The following is a 19,817-nucleotide window of genomic DNA, read 5'->3' as shown; positions in this document are numbered from 1 at the left end:
CCGAGGTCTCACGGCCTCAACGCGCCGTCAGATGCATTTGTTCTTGCTTCCAGCTCTTCGATGACCCTCTGCGAAAGCGGCAGACGGTGCCGGTTCGCGAATGCACGAACGTCTTTCACATCCACCACGCCGTCACCATTCAGATCGGCCTTCGACGCATTGCCGATTCGGAGGCTCAATTCCGCAACGCTGATGCTGCGACGGGCTGACTTCACTCCGAGTCCGGATGCCGCATTGATGACATCCGCATTCACGCCGAACTCGCCCTTGATCGGCCGGTCCGAAGGCCGTCCGACCGGCTCGTCAGGCAAGGGACTGTCATCGATGATGCCGTTTCCACAGCCGTCCGGCGCATCGCTGGTCGCGAAGAAATTGACCTGAATGGCCTGGAAATCGGCCGTTGACTGGTCGCCGTCACCCGTGGCGTCTGCGCCAAGCGCAGACGACGCGTCGATCGACTGATTCCATCGGGCTGACAGAATTGAGAAATCGACGATATCAACGATGCCGTCCTGCTGCGCGACGGAGGTCTGGAAGTCACCGGAGCGCAACGGCATTTCGACCACGGCTTCGCCATTGACCCACGTGACGGCCCGCAGGGTGCGAAGTGTGTGACCCTCGCGGGCGCTGACCCATGCGATGGATTCGTCGATGCCGAGACCCGTCAGGACGGCCGATCCCACACCATTTGGTCCCGACGGACTGAAAGTGACCGTAACATTGCGAACGTCGGCTGGTGGCGTGCAGCGCGAAAGCACGAGCTCGATTGAACGATCAAGCTGACTTCCGTCCGGATGCGCCGCGGTCACGCCATACGGCGCGCCACCGCCATCGCCGATCAAACCGTCGATGCTCAGGTGAATAGTCAAAGTCGGGGAGAGGGTGCAGTCGGGCTCGCAACCGTCCTGCGAGACGAGATTACCATCATCGCATGCTTCACCGGAGTCGACGACCCCATCGCCGCACATGGGCGATGTGCAATCGGTGCGGCACGCGTCCGGATCGGTATCGGAATTACCAGCGCCGTCGTCGCAATCTTCCCCCGGTTCAAGCGTGCCATTGCCGCAGACGGAGACCGGCGTTTCTGAATAGGTGATGGTCAGCAGCGGCCGCTGACCCACGGTCGTCGCCTCCGCTGAACTGAACTGCCAGGAATCCGTGCCCAGGGGCAGAAATGCCCAGCCTCGGTTGATCGCGCCGGCCGACCATGCCTCGATACTGGCGGTGACATCGAGCATATACGTTCCCAGGCCGCTGGCGCCGCTGACGTCGGCGACGATTTCAGCCTCGATGCCGTCCGCCTGTACGCCGCCAATCATGGAACTCCACGTCGCCGAGTCCTCCCACGTTCCGATCATCCGATGCAGGCTCGCACCCGTCGTGCTCTCATTGGTCACATTGATCGTCAACGTGGCGGACTCAATCGTCGCGCCCGGCGGCACCTGTCCGACTCCGTTGCCGAAAATCCCGTCAAATCGCAGCAGTGCATGTCGTTCATCCGTTGCCGGTGGTCCGCCATCGATGATGAGCGGCGTGACCGTCGCATTGCTTGTCGTGACGGCGTTCGCATTCAGGAACGTATCCCGCGACAACACATAGCCGCCGACGCCCTGCTGGAACGTCACCACGATGGGTGCGGGCGGTTCGCACAGACCGTTCTGCGGGTTGCAAACCAGACCAGAACCGCAGGAAACCGGCGTGTGCACGCAGGCGCCGGCTTCGCAGGCATCGATGGTGCATGCGTTGCCGTCGTCGCAGTCGGCGACTTCGTCGCAGCAACCCGGAATCGGAGTATTGACACATACGCTACCGACACATTCATCCACGGTGCACGGATCGCCGTCTTCGCAGTCCAGATCGTCGTCGCAATTCGTCGCGACCATGAAGGTCACTTCGAGAGTCGGCCGCTGGCTCGGTGTCGTCGTATAGTCGCTTGACCGCACCTGTACGCCATCGGTGCCGGACGGGACGGCAATCCATCCGAGATTGGCGGAGGGATTGGCACTCCACGCAGCGAGGCTGCTCGTCACATTCACCGTGAATGTCGCCGCCGAAGGAGCCGTCAACGTAGCAACAGTCGGTGCCGCGTACTCGTCACTCTGTACGCCGCTGTCACCGCCGAAGTTGGCGTACGTCACCGTCGATTCATTCCACGAGACGAGGCACTCATGCAGACCGGCCGGATTGCCCGGCGCATTGGTATCGCCGCCGACGGTGTAGGTCAGCGTCGCGTTCGTAACAGTCGCTCCGGGCGGGATCTGACCGGGGCCGCCGCCGAAAATGTCGTCGAAACGGATCAGGGCGTATTGCGGCGTATTGGCGCCGGACTCTTCGGTGTCCCACCTCAGGTCCTGCGTTGAACCGTTGTTCTGGTTTACATTCGTCTGGCGAATAAACGTGTCGGCCGTCGAGGAGTAGCCGCTCAGACCGTCGCGGAAGGTGAGAGTCTGCGGCGCCGTCTCGCATTGGCCGTTGGACGGATTGCAGGCCTGCCCCGGCGGGCAGATCTCCGGCGTGTTGACGCAAACGCCGTTATTGCATGAATCGATCGTGCAAGGGTTGCCATCATCGCATTCCGATGGCTGGGAACACTGCAGTTCGGTGCTGGAGAGCGTCGGAATCAGCACAAAATCCGAGCTTGCGAGGGTCGCATTGTGGCCCTGAATCGCAAGAACGTTTGTTCCAGAAACCAGAGCCGGGATGAACGCGCTGATATCGAAAACCTCAGCCGTGCCGCACTCGTGATTTCCGCCCGGCGGTGAGGCGAGCGTATTGTATGCTGGAGGCGATCCCGTTACATGCTGCCGTGCGACCTCCACGCCATTCAGGTACGCAACAAATCCGTCGTCATAGTCCATCGTCAGTGTCAAGGACGTGACTTGCTGCGGGCTTGCGACGGTAAAGGCTTTGCGCAGATAGACACTGGCGTAGGTATTGATCATGTCGTTGAGCACGGTCGCCGGTGAACAATCTGTGTAGCCAATGCCGGTCGGTCCGACAGACCAGCTCGAATCATCGAATGCGATCTGTCGCCACGCTGCGAGATTTCCCGGACTTGGTTCAGCCGTGCCCTTGAAATATTTCCAGGTTTCGCCGACGAGAATCGGAAGCGGATCAATCGTCGCTGGCTCGCCGCCGTTCGACGCGCCGGGCGATGGCGACGCCAGAACAACGATATCGCCGAATCCATTCGGATAACGACCGGAACTGATGTCCGTTGTCTGAACACCGAACGCGAAGCCGTCAATAAACGCGAAGCCATTGGCGGCCGTATCGAAGAGTCCAAGTTCCTCGCCGGTCCTGCTGATGTTGAAGTTGGTATGCAGCGGTCCCTGCGAAGGCGTCGAGTCGCACCAGAAAACGAGATAGGCGCCGGGACCGATGGTCACGCCATCGGGGATTTTATACTGCGACGGAAATCCAAGATTATCGGAGAGGTACATGCCCGACATGTCGACCGTCGTCGTGCCGGGATTGTAGATCTCGATCCAGTCCTCGAATTCGCCGTTCGGATCGGCATTGACCGTATTGTTGGACGCGAGAAACTCGTTGATAACAAGGCCCTGCTTCAGCGTGTAAGACCAGTTTGCGCCGGCGAACTGCTGCGAAATGTCGTCCACGATCGAATCGGCAAGGAGTTCCACGTTCACCGGCCCCGCGGGAGGAACGGCATAGCCGCTGAAGATGAATGGACCGGCCGTGTTCTGCACGCCCACGAGCGAGGTCGCGGGTGACCCATTGACCCGCAGGTCGTCGGCCGTCACCCCGGTTACGGGCTTGCTGAAGTGCACCGTGATGCTGGGCAGGACAGCCACGGTCGCCCCTGCTGCGGGCGTTCGCGATGCGACAACCGGCGGCTGATTGTCAATGTGGTAGCCCCACATCGCACCGTTGAATGCAAGTGCCGGATTGCCGGCATCGAGAATTCCGCCCGGGGCGATGACAACGGCGACCGCCCCGTTGCCGGGCGCGGCGAAACCGGCAAACACATACTCCGAAGGGCTGTTGACCGTAAGCGAGGACGCGGGTGAGCCATTGACCGTCAGATCGGCCGCATCCACGCCGGTCACGGCGCGATCAAAAGTCACGGAAATACTCGACAGCGCACTGACGACGGCCTCCTTTGGCGGAGATTCGGACGCAACGCGTGGCGGCAGATCGCCTTTGATGATCGTGAAGTTGTCAGTGATTTGTCCGTCGATGCGGATGTTTCTTAGAGTAAGTTCATTGCCGTTCACATCGACAAGGCAGGAACCAAAGGATGCCTCCGAATGGAACATGACAGGATGGTTTAGCGATCCCCCCGTGCTCTGCCCACCGTGTCCCGCGACGACATAGACCGCGCCTTCGCGCGCGCTGATTCCGGGCGGCTTCTGGTATGCCCCGTCGCCGCTGAGGCGGCCATCGCCGTTGTCGAGAATCTCGCCATCACCCGGCACAGTGGTCGGAGTCGAATAGAACCCGTCGATCAAATAAGATCGCTCATAGGCGTGCGAATGGCCGCACAGGACCAGGTCGACACCGCCCGCTTCCAGAATCGGAACGATGTTCTGACGCATCTCCACGAGTTCGGACTCTGTATCGGAGTTGTGTGATCCCTTTGAATATGGCGGATGATGCCAGAAGGCGACGACCCACTCCTTCGTGGTGTCGGCCAGATCCGCCTGCAACCACTGGGCCATGGGGCCGGCAGGAGATCTGCTGACTTCGTATGAATTCAGGCAGATGAAATGCACATTTGCGTAATCAAATGAGTAATACGCCTCCGTGCCGGACGGCACACCGCCCGCCTGGCCATTGGTCGGAAGAACCATGGCGCTGTAGTAGGGACCCACCGTTGGACCTGGAGAACACGGGAGCGGCCAGCAGCCGCCGGAAGTTGTCGAAGCGCCCTCATGATTGCCCAGCGTCGGCCAGAGAACGGTGTTGCGCAAGACAGGCGAATAGGGTGCAAAGTGGTTGTTCGTGAATTCCTCGTCCGTTCCGCTCGTGTAGGCGATATCACCGACATGGACCGCAAAATTCGGACGATTCACTCCGGCGGCCGTCAGCATGGCGTTCATTACGCTGACCTGCGTCGACGATCCATTTCCGCCGTCGCCGACAACCCAGATTCGGAAAGGCTGCGAACTCCCGCCCGCGGGGGAGGTGACAAAATAGTGTTCGGCGGTGCCACCACCCTGCACGCCGGTCGTCGACCCAACGGAGTAGAAATACTTCGTATTCGGCGTGAGACTCGATACCGTAATTGCGTGATCGGACGTGATCGTCAGATCGTCCGCCGTGCTGGTCAGTGATCCCTGGACGGTGCCGTAGTTGACGCGGCTATTCGTCGGAACATCAGAGCGCCAGCAGATCGTCATACTGGTCGGCGTGCCCAACTGGAGGTATGGCTGGCGAATCAGTGTGCCGATAGTCGGTCCGCCTTCACCGTATCGAACCACGAGGCGCGGTCGTTGCGACACCGTCGCATATTCGCTCGATCGCACATCGACGCCGCCGTTGCCGGTGGGCACAATAATCCAGCCATTATTCGTACCACCCGCCTGCCATGCCGCCACGCTGGCTGTGACGTTGATTGCGATTTCAGTTGCCGATGTTGCAGTGGCCGTTGCGACCTGCGGCCCCCACTCGATGCCGTCATCACATGATGCGCCGCAAAAGGACGCGAAAGTCGAGCTCTCGGTCCACGGCATCAGGGCTTCCCGCACGGAACCGACATCGCCGGTGTCCCAAACCGTCAGGTAGAGTGTGGCCTCGGTGATCTCCTGGCCTGGAGGAATCTGCCCTGTCGCGTTGCCGAATATGTCGTCGAACCGAATCAGGCCGTAGATGTCGTAGCCGGTTCCCGATGGATCATCGCCATCCCAACCCCAGTCGGCGGCAGCGCCGTTGTTCGTATTCACCGAAGCGGGGTTCTGCTGGAGGTATGTGTCGGACGTTCCGTTGTAGACCGTCGCGCTGCCGGTGAGATTAACACCCTCCCGGAATGTCACTGTGTCCGCAGAAGCCTGAACGGCAGCGGCGAGCAAAAAGGCAAAAGCGCCTCCGGTTCGAATCAGATTATCGATTCGCATTTTCATCTTCTTTCCCATGTTTCGCAGGCCCATCCACCGACTTTGCCGGCGAGGATGATCGGGCCTTCTCGGTTTGAACCAGCTTGTCCAGCAGGATCTGAGCCGCCGAATAATTCGGTGACTTCTTCAGCGCAAGTTCGACATCGCACCGGGCCTCGGCCAGCCGGCCCATCGCCAACAGGATTCGGCCGCGTGTAACCAGATGCACGCCTATCTGACGACGGGCAAGAACCCGGTTCACTTCGGCCAGCGCCGTCGCGCGTGCATCGGCGGCCTCCTTGATTCGGCCGACTCGATCGAGCACATCCGCGCGCAGCAGCAGCCAATCGGCTTTGAGGGCCGCGCGATTGCACTCTTCGTCGATCAAGGTCAGCGCCGCGTCATATCGACCTCGCCGGATCTCGACGTCGATGAGAGTCTGCGACAGAATCGGCGCGTTCCCCAGCCGCTTAATCGCTTCCTGGTAGCCGGCCGCCGCGTCGTCCAGTCGATTGAGTTGCACATGCAGAGCGCCGCGTTCCGCGTAAAGCTCGAGCGAAGGCTCGATTTCGATGGCTCGCGCATAGTCCGCCAAGGCCAGTTCGAAGTCCTTCATGGCCGTTCGGGCGCGAGCCCTTGCGGCATGGGCGCGACTGGTCGTCAATCCCGACTTGATCGCTATTGAGAACTCCGCATCCGCATCCGCGTGGCGAGCCAGATCCAGGTACACCATGCCAACATGGAAAGGTATGTCCGGCCGATCGGGCGCCAGTTTCCGGGCGTGCGCCAAGTCAGCGAGCGCGGCCTGCGGCTGATAATCCAATCGGTAGAAATGTGCCCGCTCGATCAGGCGTTCGACGTCGTCCGGCTGAGCCTCGAGGAGCTTTGTGACTCGCTCGATGTCATGATGGGCTCCGGGATGGGCATGAATCGGCCGGGCTGCCGCCGCAAGCGCAATCATCGCTGCGCCGACGAAGGTTGCCTGAGCCTTTGATTCAAAAATCCGCATCATCATTACCTATTGCTCACTGTCCCGGACGATACTGAATCAACCCGGCTCGACCGAACCCATTCCCGAAGGCTTAATCCCGCCGGTATCCACGGGCGTCGGCGACGGGGGAGCGATCTTGATTGGGAACGAGGGAAGCGCACCGACTTCAATCGATCGGGTCTGGGAATCGATCAGGAAGGTCCGGCCGCCGGGAAGCAGCGTGACGTTGAACACACCGTACGCCTGTCGGCCCGGCCGAACGCGAATCGTGGCGAGATAGCGTCGTGCAACGGCTTCGACACCACCGCCTGGCAGGATATTTGCCATTCGACGGTGTGACATGTCCATCGCCGTGAATCCACTCCAGCCGGCGAAGGCGTAGTCGGACCGGGTCGAATCCATTTCAATTGATACGACGTTCAGCTTTCCGGACTGCCCTCCGGAGACGGCGAATCCGAGCTGATATCCGCGAAGATCGACAGCCCCCTGGACATAGACATCGATGATTCGCGTGCCATCCTCCAGCACACCGCCCGACCGGAGCGACATCGACAACGTGGCCAGTTGACCGGACTGCGGTCCCGACGGTCCGCCTCGGCCGCCGCCGCCCGCACATGGATCGGGATCGGCATAGAGAAGACCGCTATAGGCATCGAGCACCGAGGCGATGTCGAGCAGATCGATGAGTCGATTGGGCGTGTGTACGTCGGCCAATTCACCCGCGAGATCGTCAGCGTAGAGCGAGCAGTCATTGAAATCGCCGGAGAAGCCATCGAGCACGCAGAGGATGTCGTAGATGTCAATGCCGTTCTGGTTATTGACATTTCCCCAATCGTGCGTCGTCGCGGAGCCGGCTGTTGTGGACGAAAGCCCGGACTCGGACTCCGCATAGACTTCATACAAGATACCCGGCATGATCTCACGATCGCCGACGTGGATCGTGCCCCACGCCGCGGGCGTTTGATAGACCGGCGACTCACCCAGATATCCGGCCGCATCCGCATAGAGCGGCAGGCATCCCAGCGCATTTGAATGCACGCGAAGCGCAATTGCATCGGCGCCGGCAGCCGGAGTCACTGCCAGATATCTGGCACCCTCGGCCTCAACCGCCGGGGCGAGCGGTATCGTTTCGCATTCATGGGTGACCGGATTGCAGGCCTGGCCCGGGCCGCAATCGCCGTTTACGAGACACTCGACGCAGGTGTCGTTGTCCTCATCGCACACCTGTCCCGGGCACGGGTTCGTGCCGTCGACGCACTCGTTATTGAGGCACGTTTCCACGCCGTTGCAGAACAGGCCGTCGTCGCAATCGCCGTTGTCCAAGCACTCGTAAGGCAGTGTGAACGTGACGGTGAGGGTCGGGCGCTGTGTCGGCGTCGTGACATAGTCGCTTGACCGGACTTGCACTCCGTCGGTGCCCGTCGGCACGACGATCCAGCCAAGATTGGAGGCTGGATTCGCCGCCCACGCCGAGAGACTGCTCGTCACATTGACGGAGAAAGTGGAGGTGGTCGCCGCGGTCAGCACGGCGACGACGGATGGAGCATACTCATCACTCTGAACGCCACTGTCGCCGCCGAAGTTGGCGTAGGTAACGGTGGCTTCGTTCCAAGCGACGAGACATTCGTGCAGATTGCCCGGATCGCCGATCGCGTTTGTGTCACCGCCGACGGTGTATCCCAGCGTGGCGCTCGTAATCACGGCGCCCGGCGGAATCTGGCCGATCTGGTTTCCGAAAATGTCGTCGAAGCGAATCAGTGTGTACTGCGGCGTATTCGCTCCGGATTCCTCGGTGTCCCATCGCAAATCGGGGGTACTGCCGTTGTTCTGGTTCACGTTGGTCTGCCGGATGAACGTATCAGCCGTGGCGGCGTATCCGTCCAGGCCGTCGCGGAAGGTGACTGTCTGAGGCGCGACCTCGCATTGTCCATTGGCTGGATTGCAGGCCTGGCCGACCGGGCATGTCACCGGATCATGCTCGCAGCCGTTGACGCTGTCGCAACTGTCGATTGTGCAGAGATTCCCGTCGTCGCAGTTTGTGGGCGTGTGCTCACAGCCGGTCAGCGGGTTGCAGGTATCCTCGGTGCATGGATCGCCGTCGTCACAACTGATCGGCGTATTCTGACAGAGGCCGCCGACGCAGCTGTCAGTCGTGCAGGCGTTTCCGTCGTCGCACTCGGCGGCGGACTCGCAGCAGCCGTTGATCGGCGTGTGAACGCAGTTGCCGCCTTCGCATGTATCCGCGGTGCAATCGTCATTGTCATCGCAGTCGATCGGTGTATTCTCGCAGAGATTGTTGACGCAGGCATCGTCGGTGCATGGGTCGCCATCATCGCAATCACCAGGATCGTCGCAAGACGGCAAGGTGTATGTCACACTCAGCAACGGCCGATTCGTAATCACCGCGGCCTCGCTCGAATGCACTTCGACTCCGTCCGTCGCGTTCGGGATGAACAACCATCCGTAGTTCGCCGAGGGATTGCTGATCCATGCCTGCAAACTTGACGTGACGTTGATATTGGCCGAGCCGAGTGCAGTCGGAGCACTGGCGACCAGGCTGCCGGTCTCGTCGCCTTGAACGCCGGGCTCGCCGCCGAAGTTGTTCCAATTCGCTGACGCCTCGGCCCAATCCGCGAGGCTTTCGTGAACACTTCCAGCCGACCCCGCACTGGCATCTACCACGACGACTGTCAACGTCGCCGACTGAATCGACGCTCCCGGCGGAATCTGGGCGGCGCCGGGTCCGAAGATGTTGTCGAATCGGATGAGGCCGACGTTCCGCTGATTGGTTGTGCCCGGATCGCTTGCGTCCCATTCCCAGCGATCCAGTGCGCCGTTGACCACGGTCGGCGTCGCCTCCTGGAGGAATGTGTCCTGCGTTCCGGCGTAACTGTTGACATCCTGACGGAAGGTCAATGTGACCGGCGCCGCCTCGCATTGCCCGGATACGGGATTACAGGACTGGCCCTGCGGGCAGGGGACAGGTGTATGCACGCAACCCAACTGCGGATCGCAGGTGTCAACGGTGCATGGATTGTTGTCGTCGCAATTGACGGCGACGTGCTGACAGCCCGTGCCCGAATCACATGAGTCCACCGTGCAGGCGTCGTTGTCGCTGCAATCAGTCGGGGTAAAGCTGCAAGAGTTGGCATCGCAGGCATCAATCGTGCATGGATTGCCGTCGTCGCAGTCGCCGCTGAAGTGACAGCAGCCGGGTATCGGCGTATTCTCGCAGACGCCGCTGTTGCAGACATCCGTCGTGCAGACGTCACCGTCATCACAGTCCGTGTTTTCGGCACAACCGCCCGTCGGGAAGGGGAAGCCAAGCCAGCCAATGCGGCTGCCGCCCGGACCGGCTGTGAGCGCCGGCGAACCGGCTTGCAGGTTGTAGTTACAACTGGTGTTGACGAAGAGCGGATTGGTGGAGAGGTTGCCGACACCACAGCCGAGATGGCCCGGATTACCGACAATCGTGTAATCGACCGCGCCGCAGCAGGTGTCTGCGCTATTCGTCCACAGGATGCACTTTTGAATGGATGAGCCGGCGCAGGCCTGGCCATTTACGTTTGTGTTCGTACCAAGCGTACAGTTTGTCAGAATGGCCGCCTCGCCGGCGCACCGCACGCCTCCCGGCGCACTAAACATCAGACAATTCGTCATCGTGATGGTGCCGCCGGCACTGCCGTCGAGACTCACGACCTTGTCACGCAGGTCGTAGATGATGCAACTCTGAATCACAGGCTGCGCGCCCGTGCTGTGATCGATCGCGTCATCGCCGCAGTCGGTCATGATGCAGCGTCGAATGTTGTAGGAATTACCCGGCCGATCGAGGTGAAGGATATCGCCATCGACGCCATTGGGTTCCGGCGCCCGGCCGATGCGGGTGAACCAAGTGTCCTCAATTGTCAGACTGACGCCGGTGCCGAGCCATTCACCGCCGATGCCGACGCGCGAGAACAGGCACCGCTGGAACACATAGGTGCCGCTTGCGCCGCTGAGTGCCGAGGTGACCATACCCGGGCAGTCCGCGAAAACGCAGTCAGTCATGGTCAGATTGTGGGAATTGAGCGTTCGAATAATCGGCGGTCGAGGATGGCTCGACACGATCGCGTTACCCGCACCCGTGAGCATCGTAAATGCAAACGTCGATGACCCGTTATCCTGCAGGTAGATGCCACGCCATGAAGGATCATTGTTCTGAGCGTTTTGCGGCAGAACCATGGCCGCCGGGCCGGCCGTTGGAAAGAAGAAAACCGGCTCCGATCGCGTGCCCGGAGCACTGATACGCCCGCCCCCTGTCGCATTGATGGCGACGCCGTTGTTGACCGGTCCTGAATCCACCATGATTAGCGTGCCGGGCAGAATGGTCAGTGTATTGCCGCCATTCACCGTCACATCTCCCGTCAGGTGAATGACACCGTCGCCGGGTCCCCACGTGAGATCGGCACCGGAGAGCGCGCCTGAGAGATTTCTGAACAGGCCGGGCTCATCGCCATCGAGGACTTCGACGATCCTGGACGCGCTCATCGCCCCGACGGTGACGGTCACGAGGATGTCACCGGGCGGCGTTGCAGCGCCTTGATCCAGCGTGATTGAGACGCTACCAACGCCGTTATAGAACCGGATTGAGTCGGCTGGTGGCGTACCGCCGCCGGCCCCGGCGTTCAGGGTTTCGAATACGGTGATCGAAGTCGGCACGTTGCTGCCATCCGACAGGCGCGTCGCACTGACGGTGCCGAGCTGGTTGCAGTTTGTCCAGTTAATGCCTCCGAGAGCGTCGAGAATGTCGGCGCGAATCGTGAGCGTTTTGCTGTCGACCATGCGCGTCGGCATGGTGAGTCGAAGCCCGGGATTTGCGAACGGAGGTTCGTAGAGCACCGTGCTCGTGATGCTCTGCATCTCCGCGCCGGCGCGATCGAAGGACCTGACGGTGATCTTGTTGATGCCGGGATAGAGCGTGTAAGCGTACGACCAGGTTCCAGCGAACACACTGAAATCGGCCTGCACGCCGTTTACGGTGATGTTGTGTGTGCCGGCCTGATTGAGCTGACCACTCAGGTTCAAGATGGGATTTGCATTGGTATACGGCGATGAGGGCACGCCGGTCAACGTCAGGTTGTCGATGATCTCGTTATTAATGAATGCCACGCGCGCGGCATACCAGTCCTTGAACTGCTGCCGGGTCCTAGGCTGGCTGGCGCTGCCGCCGGATGTGAAGAATGCGCCATCAGGATAGGAATCGATCAGGGCGTTGAAGTTTGCAATCGACAATGACCCGGTGTTGATCCGATCCGAAATCTCCTTCACGAAGATCGGAGCAAACGCGTTGTGGCGGATGAAGTTTCGGATCGTTGCGATGGTGTTATTCTGATTGCCGGTTCGCCAGATCGTTTCGGTATTGGAATCGATCAGGACCGAGTCGGTATCCCACGTGATGAACCGGGCGTCGTAACCGTCCGGATGGCCGGGCGGATTGAAATACAGGTAATAGTCGTCTCCGGTGTCGCGGTAGATACCGCCCTCTTTGTTCGCGAGAATGTTATGAATCGCAAAATACTGAAGGCACTCATCTTCGTTCAGTAGTGCCGCGACGTTGGCCGCGTAATTCGCGGCCGGCGAGTTGTTCATGGCATCGAGCAGCGGAATCAGATCGGTCCAGACGTCCTCTGTCTCGTTATTTTCTTTTGAGTATCCGTTGCGTCCCCACATGTTGACGCGATAGGGCGCGGGATCGGATCCGCGCCAGTCGAAATTCGCCGTGTTTTCGCCGCGATAGAGATTTCCATCAGACGTCGTCCCACGGTTGGGAACGACGAGATTGTTCTGAGAATCCAGAAAATCACTGTCAGGCTGTTCGATGCAGGCATAGAGGCCGTTGAAACCATTCGAACCGATCGAGGTGGTGTCGTAATTGATTCCTGTGTAGCGCAAGCGCACAAACTCGGATTTGGACGCGGGCGCTCCGGCATTACGGAAAATATCAAATCCCAGCTTCTGACGCGTGGGCTGATTCCCATTCAACACGAGCTTGCGCACGGGAAAGCCCAGCACGGATTGAAGCCGATTGTTCGATGGAAAATCGACGCGATAGGACTTTGGAAACAGTGTGATGCTGCTCTGACCGCGATAGCGTTCTGTTGCATTGTAAAAGACGTTTCCGTTCTGATCGATGAAGGTGGCGTCAAATTCCTTCTTGCAAGGATCAAACGCGGTGGAACTCGTGTTGCAGACCAGTGCCTCCTGAACAGCCTTGTCGGCCAGCCGAACGAGAATGTGGTAAACCGGAGCGTCCGTCGGAAGCGTCTCGCCCGAGAACTTGCACAGAAGGGTCTGGCACACGACGCAATCCGGAATCACATCCGTGTCGCAACCGATCGAACTGCACAGGGGGTTTGCCGACGGATGGTTCAGAGGATGGGTCGACAACGAATTACCGTCCGATGCGGTGATGAAGAAATCGTACTGGGCATTATTCGCCAATCCGGGGAGTATCGCTCCGTAAATCGTGTCGTCGGCCTCGCCGTCACCATGAAGACCGTCGTCGAGCATGGAGACCGTGGAGTACGCTCCGGGGCTGGCCGCGTCCTGGCGATAGTTCAGCGTGACCGCCGGAGGAACGATGCCGTCGTCGATGACCTGAACGCGAACCGTGACCGGCGTATTGGGAGCGGGGATCGACGGCGAGTGCGATGGTGAATCGATAATCGGCGCGGGCTGCGCGACGTATCGACTATTCTGCTGGCCCGGCGTGCCATTCATGCCGACCGATGCCCGCCAGGCGCCTGCAAACTGATTAGGCATGGACGGGTTGATCAACTCCAGCGAAGGGCCGCCGCCATCCGGAGTGGAAGGCCAACTGCCGCCGTCCGCATAGGTCACGCTGTCGATCACATTCATCGATGAATCGCGAAGACTGATGTTCTCGCCGGAATTGCTGAAATTTCCGGAGGTCAGCGTGAATACCTGCGTGCCGCCTGGAATGGTGGGGATCGTCGAGAGGAGGAAGGCTGCGTCGGCGCCGACCAGAATGTACTCACCGGGCGCAATCGACGTCGCGGCCGGAAACACATAGGTCACGCCGGAGAAACTCCAGCCCGACAGATTGACGGCGCTGGCGCCGTTGTTGAGTAATTCAACAAACTGCAATCGCTCAGGGTCTTCGGCAGGCCCGACCGCTGCATCGGAAGGATGATAATGCAGCTCGTTGATCACAATCGAGATTCCGACGGAGACGGTCCAATTGGCCCCTGCAAACGGAATCGCGCCGACCGTGCTGACGATCGCGCCGGATGCCAGCGAAATCGCGACCGAACCCGACGCCGGCGCCGCATAACCCGTGAACACATAGGGCCCGGCGCCAGAGCCGGATACACTGGTCGCAGCGGATCCATTCACGGTCAGATTGCCGGCGATTACGCCGGTCACGGAAGCGCTGAAGGTCACGGTTACCGATGGAAGTGACGGCACCGAGGACTGCGGATGTGGATGCCGATCGTCGAGAATTGGCGCATTGGGACACGGAACCGACGTATAGGTTCCCGGACTTCCAATCGCACCGCCGGTCGAAACAAAAGAGCCCTGCGCGTCCGCGACGGCGGAGAGAAACCATCGATAGGGATCATTTGAGCCAACACCCTCCGCGCAGACCCAACCGCTGGGATTCTGCGTTCTGATGCTTCCTGGGAAGTCCTGATCTCCGTACTGCAGACGATCAATAAGTGTATTTGAACCGTCCCAGACATTGATCGCATCGTTGCGGCCGAGACCGGCGGCGCCACCCGATCCTCCAATGATCTTCACACCGGCACCAAGGTTCCACGCCGCGCGAAATACCGCCTCGCTACTTTCCGTGATAATGACTGATTCGCCGGGAGCCACTGAGCCAAAGGCTGACAAGGAGACCGAGCCGGGCAAATTCGAATTGTCGTCAAAACTCCAGCCGGTCATATCGACGGCCGACCCACCGATATTCGTCAACTCGACGAACTCGCCGTCCGGTCCTTGGTACATATATTCAGTAATTCGGATGTCGGCGAATGCATGCACACTCGTCATCGCGATTGAGATCACTGAAACAACCGCCCCGAGAATCCTATTGCTGCACATTTTCTTCGTTCCTTTTTTCCCTGGCAGAGATGCGCCGTCCGACGCCTTGACTGACCGCTAGAACGACGTGCGGATCCATGCCGCGCGATCCGCACGCGCCGCCGGGTTGTGCCAATCTGCACACAACCAGGCGCCGCGCCACGATGCTTCAGGTATTTCCAAAAAGATCGGACAACTCAAATCGGACCGGCGCTCGTTCCGCCGTCTTTGCATGGCGGACGAAGCCCATGCGTCCGCTGTCAAAGTCGCACGCACTGCGACTGGCGGTCAAATGAACCGCGCGGTAGTCAGATTTGAGTTATCACATTGGCCCAAATGCTGTATTCGCTCTCGGCGTTTCAACGCCGCCGCAATATGTAATCCCTACCCCCCACTCAAGATTCAGGCGGCCATGATCGCCACTTTCCCAACTTCGTGATTTATGATGCCACATAGATGTCATCTCGGCCCGCCAATTTTGATGCCGCGAAACGATCGGTTCACCGGCACCACGTTAGTCGTATCTTATCGATCTCTTAATAAAAAGTAAAAGAAAGAAGGCGATTGGCGTGTTCGGAATCAGCAGAAGTTTCGAATAGCGTCAGCAGAGTTTTGCCGCGCAGAACTTGTCAGTTATCGGATGTCAGCGTGAAAGGCCGCAAAACAACTGACGCACGTGTGCCATTCAAACTGCCTTCCTGACTTCATTTTTATTGAGGGGCACCAGCGCAATTAGGGCGAATTCCCGATACAGCGGGTAAATTTCTCGCAGCGCGTCTCAATCAGTAGCAGGACGACTGACATACGACTGCGGTCTACATCAGTTTACGTGGTGCAGCTTAACGGATGTTGAGAACTGGGGCGGTGTACTTTCGCACACCGATCGCGATCCTTTCCACAATCTTCTCAGCACTCGCCGAATGGCGATCGATTCGATGCCGCAGATGTGACAATGCGATTTCGTTTCTCCGACGATTCAACCGCAACGACCTGTTCTCTCAAATCGCGATCGGCAGGATTTCCACGGAAAAAGCAGCATGGCGAGCATCAGCGCAGATGCCGAGGTCGCGCTGCTCGCGCCGCATCCACCAAGCATCGAAAGCTCCGGGCTTGTGGATAAGTCGCCCGAGTTATCGGGAGGAAGCGGACTAATTCCGCCGCCGTCGGGAATTGTCAGTTCACCGACGGGGCAGCCATCATCATTTACGACGACGCCAATTGCAGTGCCCGGGCATTCGTCGAAGCAATTGGGCACACCATCGCGGTCGCTGTCTCCCGAGTCGAGTTGTATGCACGAGCAGCCATTCAGATCCACCATCATCCCAGAGCGTGTGCCAGGACACAGATCGTTGCAGTCATCGACGCCGTCGGAATCCGAGTCCACCGATCCCTTCTGACTGCACGAGCAGCCGCGTGAGTCGACGGCCTCCCCACGCGGGGTTCCGGGGCAGAAGTCAACACAATTGGGTACGCTGTCAGAATCCGAGTCGGTCGGATCCAGCTGAGTGCACGAACAGCCGTTGGCATCGACGGTCGCGCCCCCAACAGTTCCGGGGCACTGATCGTCGCAATTATCGACACCGTCGCCGTCCTCATCGCCAGAATCGATCTGGCGACATGAGCAGCCCTGAGCATCAACGCCGGCGCCCGCCGCAGTAAACGGGCAGGCGTCCTCGCAATTGCTGACGCCGTCGCCGTCGTCGTCTCCGGGACTCAACTGCTCACATGCGCAGCCGTCTGAATCGACAACCAGGCCGGCCGCGGTACCCGAACATGCATCCTCGCAATCCGGGATGCCGTCGCCGTCCGAATCACCCAGATCGTCCACCAAGAGGTTGCAGTCATTGTCCAGCCCATCACACAACTCGGTCGCTCCGGGATAGACCATCGAATTTGAATCATCGCAGTCGCCGGCGTTGCCGACATAGCCATTCGGCGGGTCGCAGGCGACGACTGTCGTGCCAGAATCACCGAAGCCGTCCGCATCGGCGTCGCGATACCATGTTCGGGTGGTCGGAAACTCGCGATCGCAATTTCGATCTTCGCCGCAGACGTCAGACGCGTTCGGATTCACACTCGCGTTCCCGTCATCACAGTCGAGGTTGTTGGAAACATAGCCGGGCGGCTGGGTGCAACCGCTGAGGGCTGTTCCACCGGCCGCACCAAATCCATCTCCGTCGGCGTCCGGATACCAGAGCATCGTGGCTTCGATCGAGAGATTCGCGGAATTACTCGCCGTGCTGCCGCAACTGTTTGAGACGACACACCGATACGAACCGGCCGTGCCGGTTGTGTAGCAGGATGAATTGGCCCCGCTCACGTTGGCACCGTTGCGCTGCCATTGATAGGTGAAAGGTCCGGCGCCCAAGGCGGCCACACAGAATTGAAAGGTGCTTCCGCTGCATGCGGTTCCGCTGATCGGCTGCGAAGAAATCGCCGGAGCGCCGTTTACTGTCAAAGTTGCGGCATTGCTCACGGCCGAGCCGCAGGCATTTGTCACGACGCAACGATAGGAGCCGGCCAGTCCGGCTGTAAAACACGACGATGTCGCGCCTGCGATATCGACGCCATCCCGCTGCCATTGATATGTCATCGTTGGGGAGCCGCTCGCGGTCACACAGAATTGCCGGGTTGAACCGGAACACACCGTTCCTGATGCCGGATGAGTCGAGATGGACGGCGCGGAATTGATGGTGATCGTGACCGAGTTGCTCGTCGTCGATCCGCATGCGTTCGTTGCGACGCACCGGTAAGAACCGGCCGTCCCGGCGGAATAACATGACGAGGTTGCGCCGCCAATGTTAGAGCCGTTCAACTGCCACTGATATGTGATCGGCCCGGTTCCCGAAGCGTTCACGCAGAGTTGCACGGTCTGCCCGCTGCACGCACTGCCTCCCGCCGGCTGCGAATCAATCGACGGCGCGGCATTCACTGTCACGATTGCCGAACCGCTCGTCGCGGATCCGCAACTGTTCGTCACGACACACTGGTAACTGCCCGCGGCGCCTGTTGTGTAACATGCCGATGTGGCGCCGCTGATGTTCGTGCCATCTCGTCGCCATTGATAAGTCAGCGTTCCGCTTCCCGATGCGCTCACGCAGAGTTGCGTTGTCTGACCCGCGCAGATCGCCGCGCTATTCGGATTCGAGGCGATGCTCGGCGCGCTGTTGACGGTCAGCGTCGCGGAGTTACTGGTTGAACTGCCGCAAAGATCGGTCACGACGCACCGATAAACGCCCGCTCCATTCGCGGTGTAACAAGCGGCCGTTGCACCGCTTATGTTGACGCCGTCTTTCTGCCATTGATAGCTCAGCGCTCCGGTGCCTGAAGCGCCCACGCAAAACTGACGTGTCTGGCCGGCGCAAACAGTCCCCGAAGAGGGCTGAGATGAAATCGTCGGTCCGGTCTGCCCCAGCTGCGCGCAGGAGCAGCCGCTCGGAGTTACCGTCGCGCCGGGCGGCGTGTTCGGACACTGATCGTCCGCATCGAATACACCATCGCCGTCCGCATCAGGATTCGATTGGGTGCAGGGAAACTGCTCGAACATGAACAGAGAATCCGCACCGCCATCGTCGATCGCGAGAAAGAACCTGCGGCGGTTGTTCGAACAATCAGAATTCGAGACGACTGCGATTCCCTCCATGTTGCTGTTGCCAGGTGAACCGGTCGGCGGCAGGTAGGTCGTGACCGTGACAAACTGTCGCTCACCGCCCGACGGCACCGAGGCCATCGTCGTCACTTCCGTCCGATTGTGGTTTGCGCCGTGGAAGATGTAGAGAAGACCGTCTGATCGATCCAGCGCCAGAGCGCAACTCTCACTGAAGTTTGTCTTATAGGAGCCGACGTACGTGAAAGTGCTGTTTGTCCGATTCAGATCGAACACGTACACGCGCCCACCGTTCTGGTGGGCCACGAACATCAACCCTCCCATTCCGTTCTGGCTGACGCGTGGATTTCCGCTGGGATCAACGAAACCGGCCGCGGTCAGGTACGAATCGGGTACGAACACGATGCCCTCGGCGCCCGAGCCGCCGGACAGCGGCAGGTGCGGAGAGGTGTTCCAGTTGTTTCGCAGCACGGCCGTGCCATAGGTGGAGACATCAAATTCCTTGATTCGCTCTTCACCCTCTACAATAAGGTAGATGGTCTCCTCATTCAGATCGGCCTGTGTGAGGTCCTCAAGATCGCCGAAATTGGTCCATTCTCCGCGGTTTCCGTTTTTCGTATCCACTTCGAAACCGCCGGCGCCGTCCTCCTTCAGGACCCAGAACTTCGATCCGTCCGGCCCGCCGTTTCGGCACGTCCACAACTTTCGTGTGACTGGATTCCAGAAAACGCCGCTGAGGTTGACGTGAAAATCATTCGCCCCCGGGCCTTCGACGCTGGTCAGATTCACCGCGTCTGAATAGTTCTCGGCCGGCCAGGGCTGCTGCGCGGTCGCCGCGGTCGCCGTGAACAGCAAAACGCCGACCCGAATCACGTCCAAGTGCCACTGCCTCTGCATTGGTTGCCTCAAACACTATCAATTGCCCACTTATGAGCCCAAGGCTTCGAATCAAGCCGAGAGGTATTGTGAAGATACGATTAAGGAGTCGAGCCAAGCCAACGGATAGGGAGAATACGCAGGCCTTCCGGATTACGACGTCTGGTAACGACCTGGAAGAATGAATGGCGTGAATCGATCG

The 19,817-nt window shown here is 59.7% G+C and carries 4 protein-coding genes; all 4 read right to left on the bottom strand.

Translation table 11 applies throughout. The features are described 5' to 3' along the window. Positions 1–8 precede the first annotated feature (8 nt). Entirely contained in the window at positions 9–6,095 is a 6,087-nt protein-coding gene (locus KF841_15975; protein MBX3396855.1) for a DNRLRE domain-containing protein, read from the bottom strand. Continuing rightward, positions 6,064–7,071 carry a hypothetical protein gene (locus tag KF841_15970; GenBank protein MBX3396854.1) on the bottom strand — a complete coding sequence of 336 codons (1,008 nt, stop codon included), beginning with the start codon at positions 7,069–7,071 and terminating at the stop codon, positions 6,064–6,066. The genes KF841_15975 and KF841_15970 overlap by 32 nt, the downstream gene beginning before the upstream one ends. Before the next feature lie 33 nt (positions 7,072–7,104). After that, positions 7,105–15,153: a lamin tail domain-containing protein gene (locus KF841_15965; GenBank protein ID MBX3396853.1), complete on the bottom strand. Its 8,049-nt coding sequence runs from the start codon at positions 15,151–15,153 to the stop codon at positions 7,105–7,107. A gap of 955 nt (positions 15,154–16,108) precedes the next feature. Further along, positions 16,109–19,636: a hypothetical protein gene (locus KF841_15960; GenBank protein ID MBX3396852.1), complete on the bottom strand. Its 3,528-nt coding sequence runs from the start codon at positions 19,634–19,636 to the stop codon at positions 16,109–16,111. Positions 19,637–19,817 lie beyond the last annotated feature (181 nt).

This window comes from Phycisphaerae bacterium (genome assembly GCA_019636475.1).
GTDB lineage: Bacteria > Planctomycetota > Phycisphaerae > UBA1845 > UTPLA1 > JADJRI01.
This window is presented reverse-complemented; position numbering and strand designations above follow the sequence as displayed.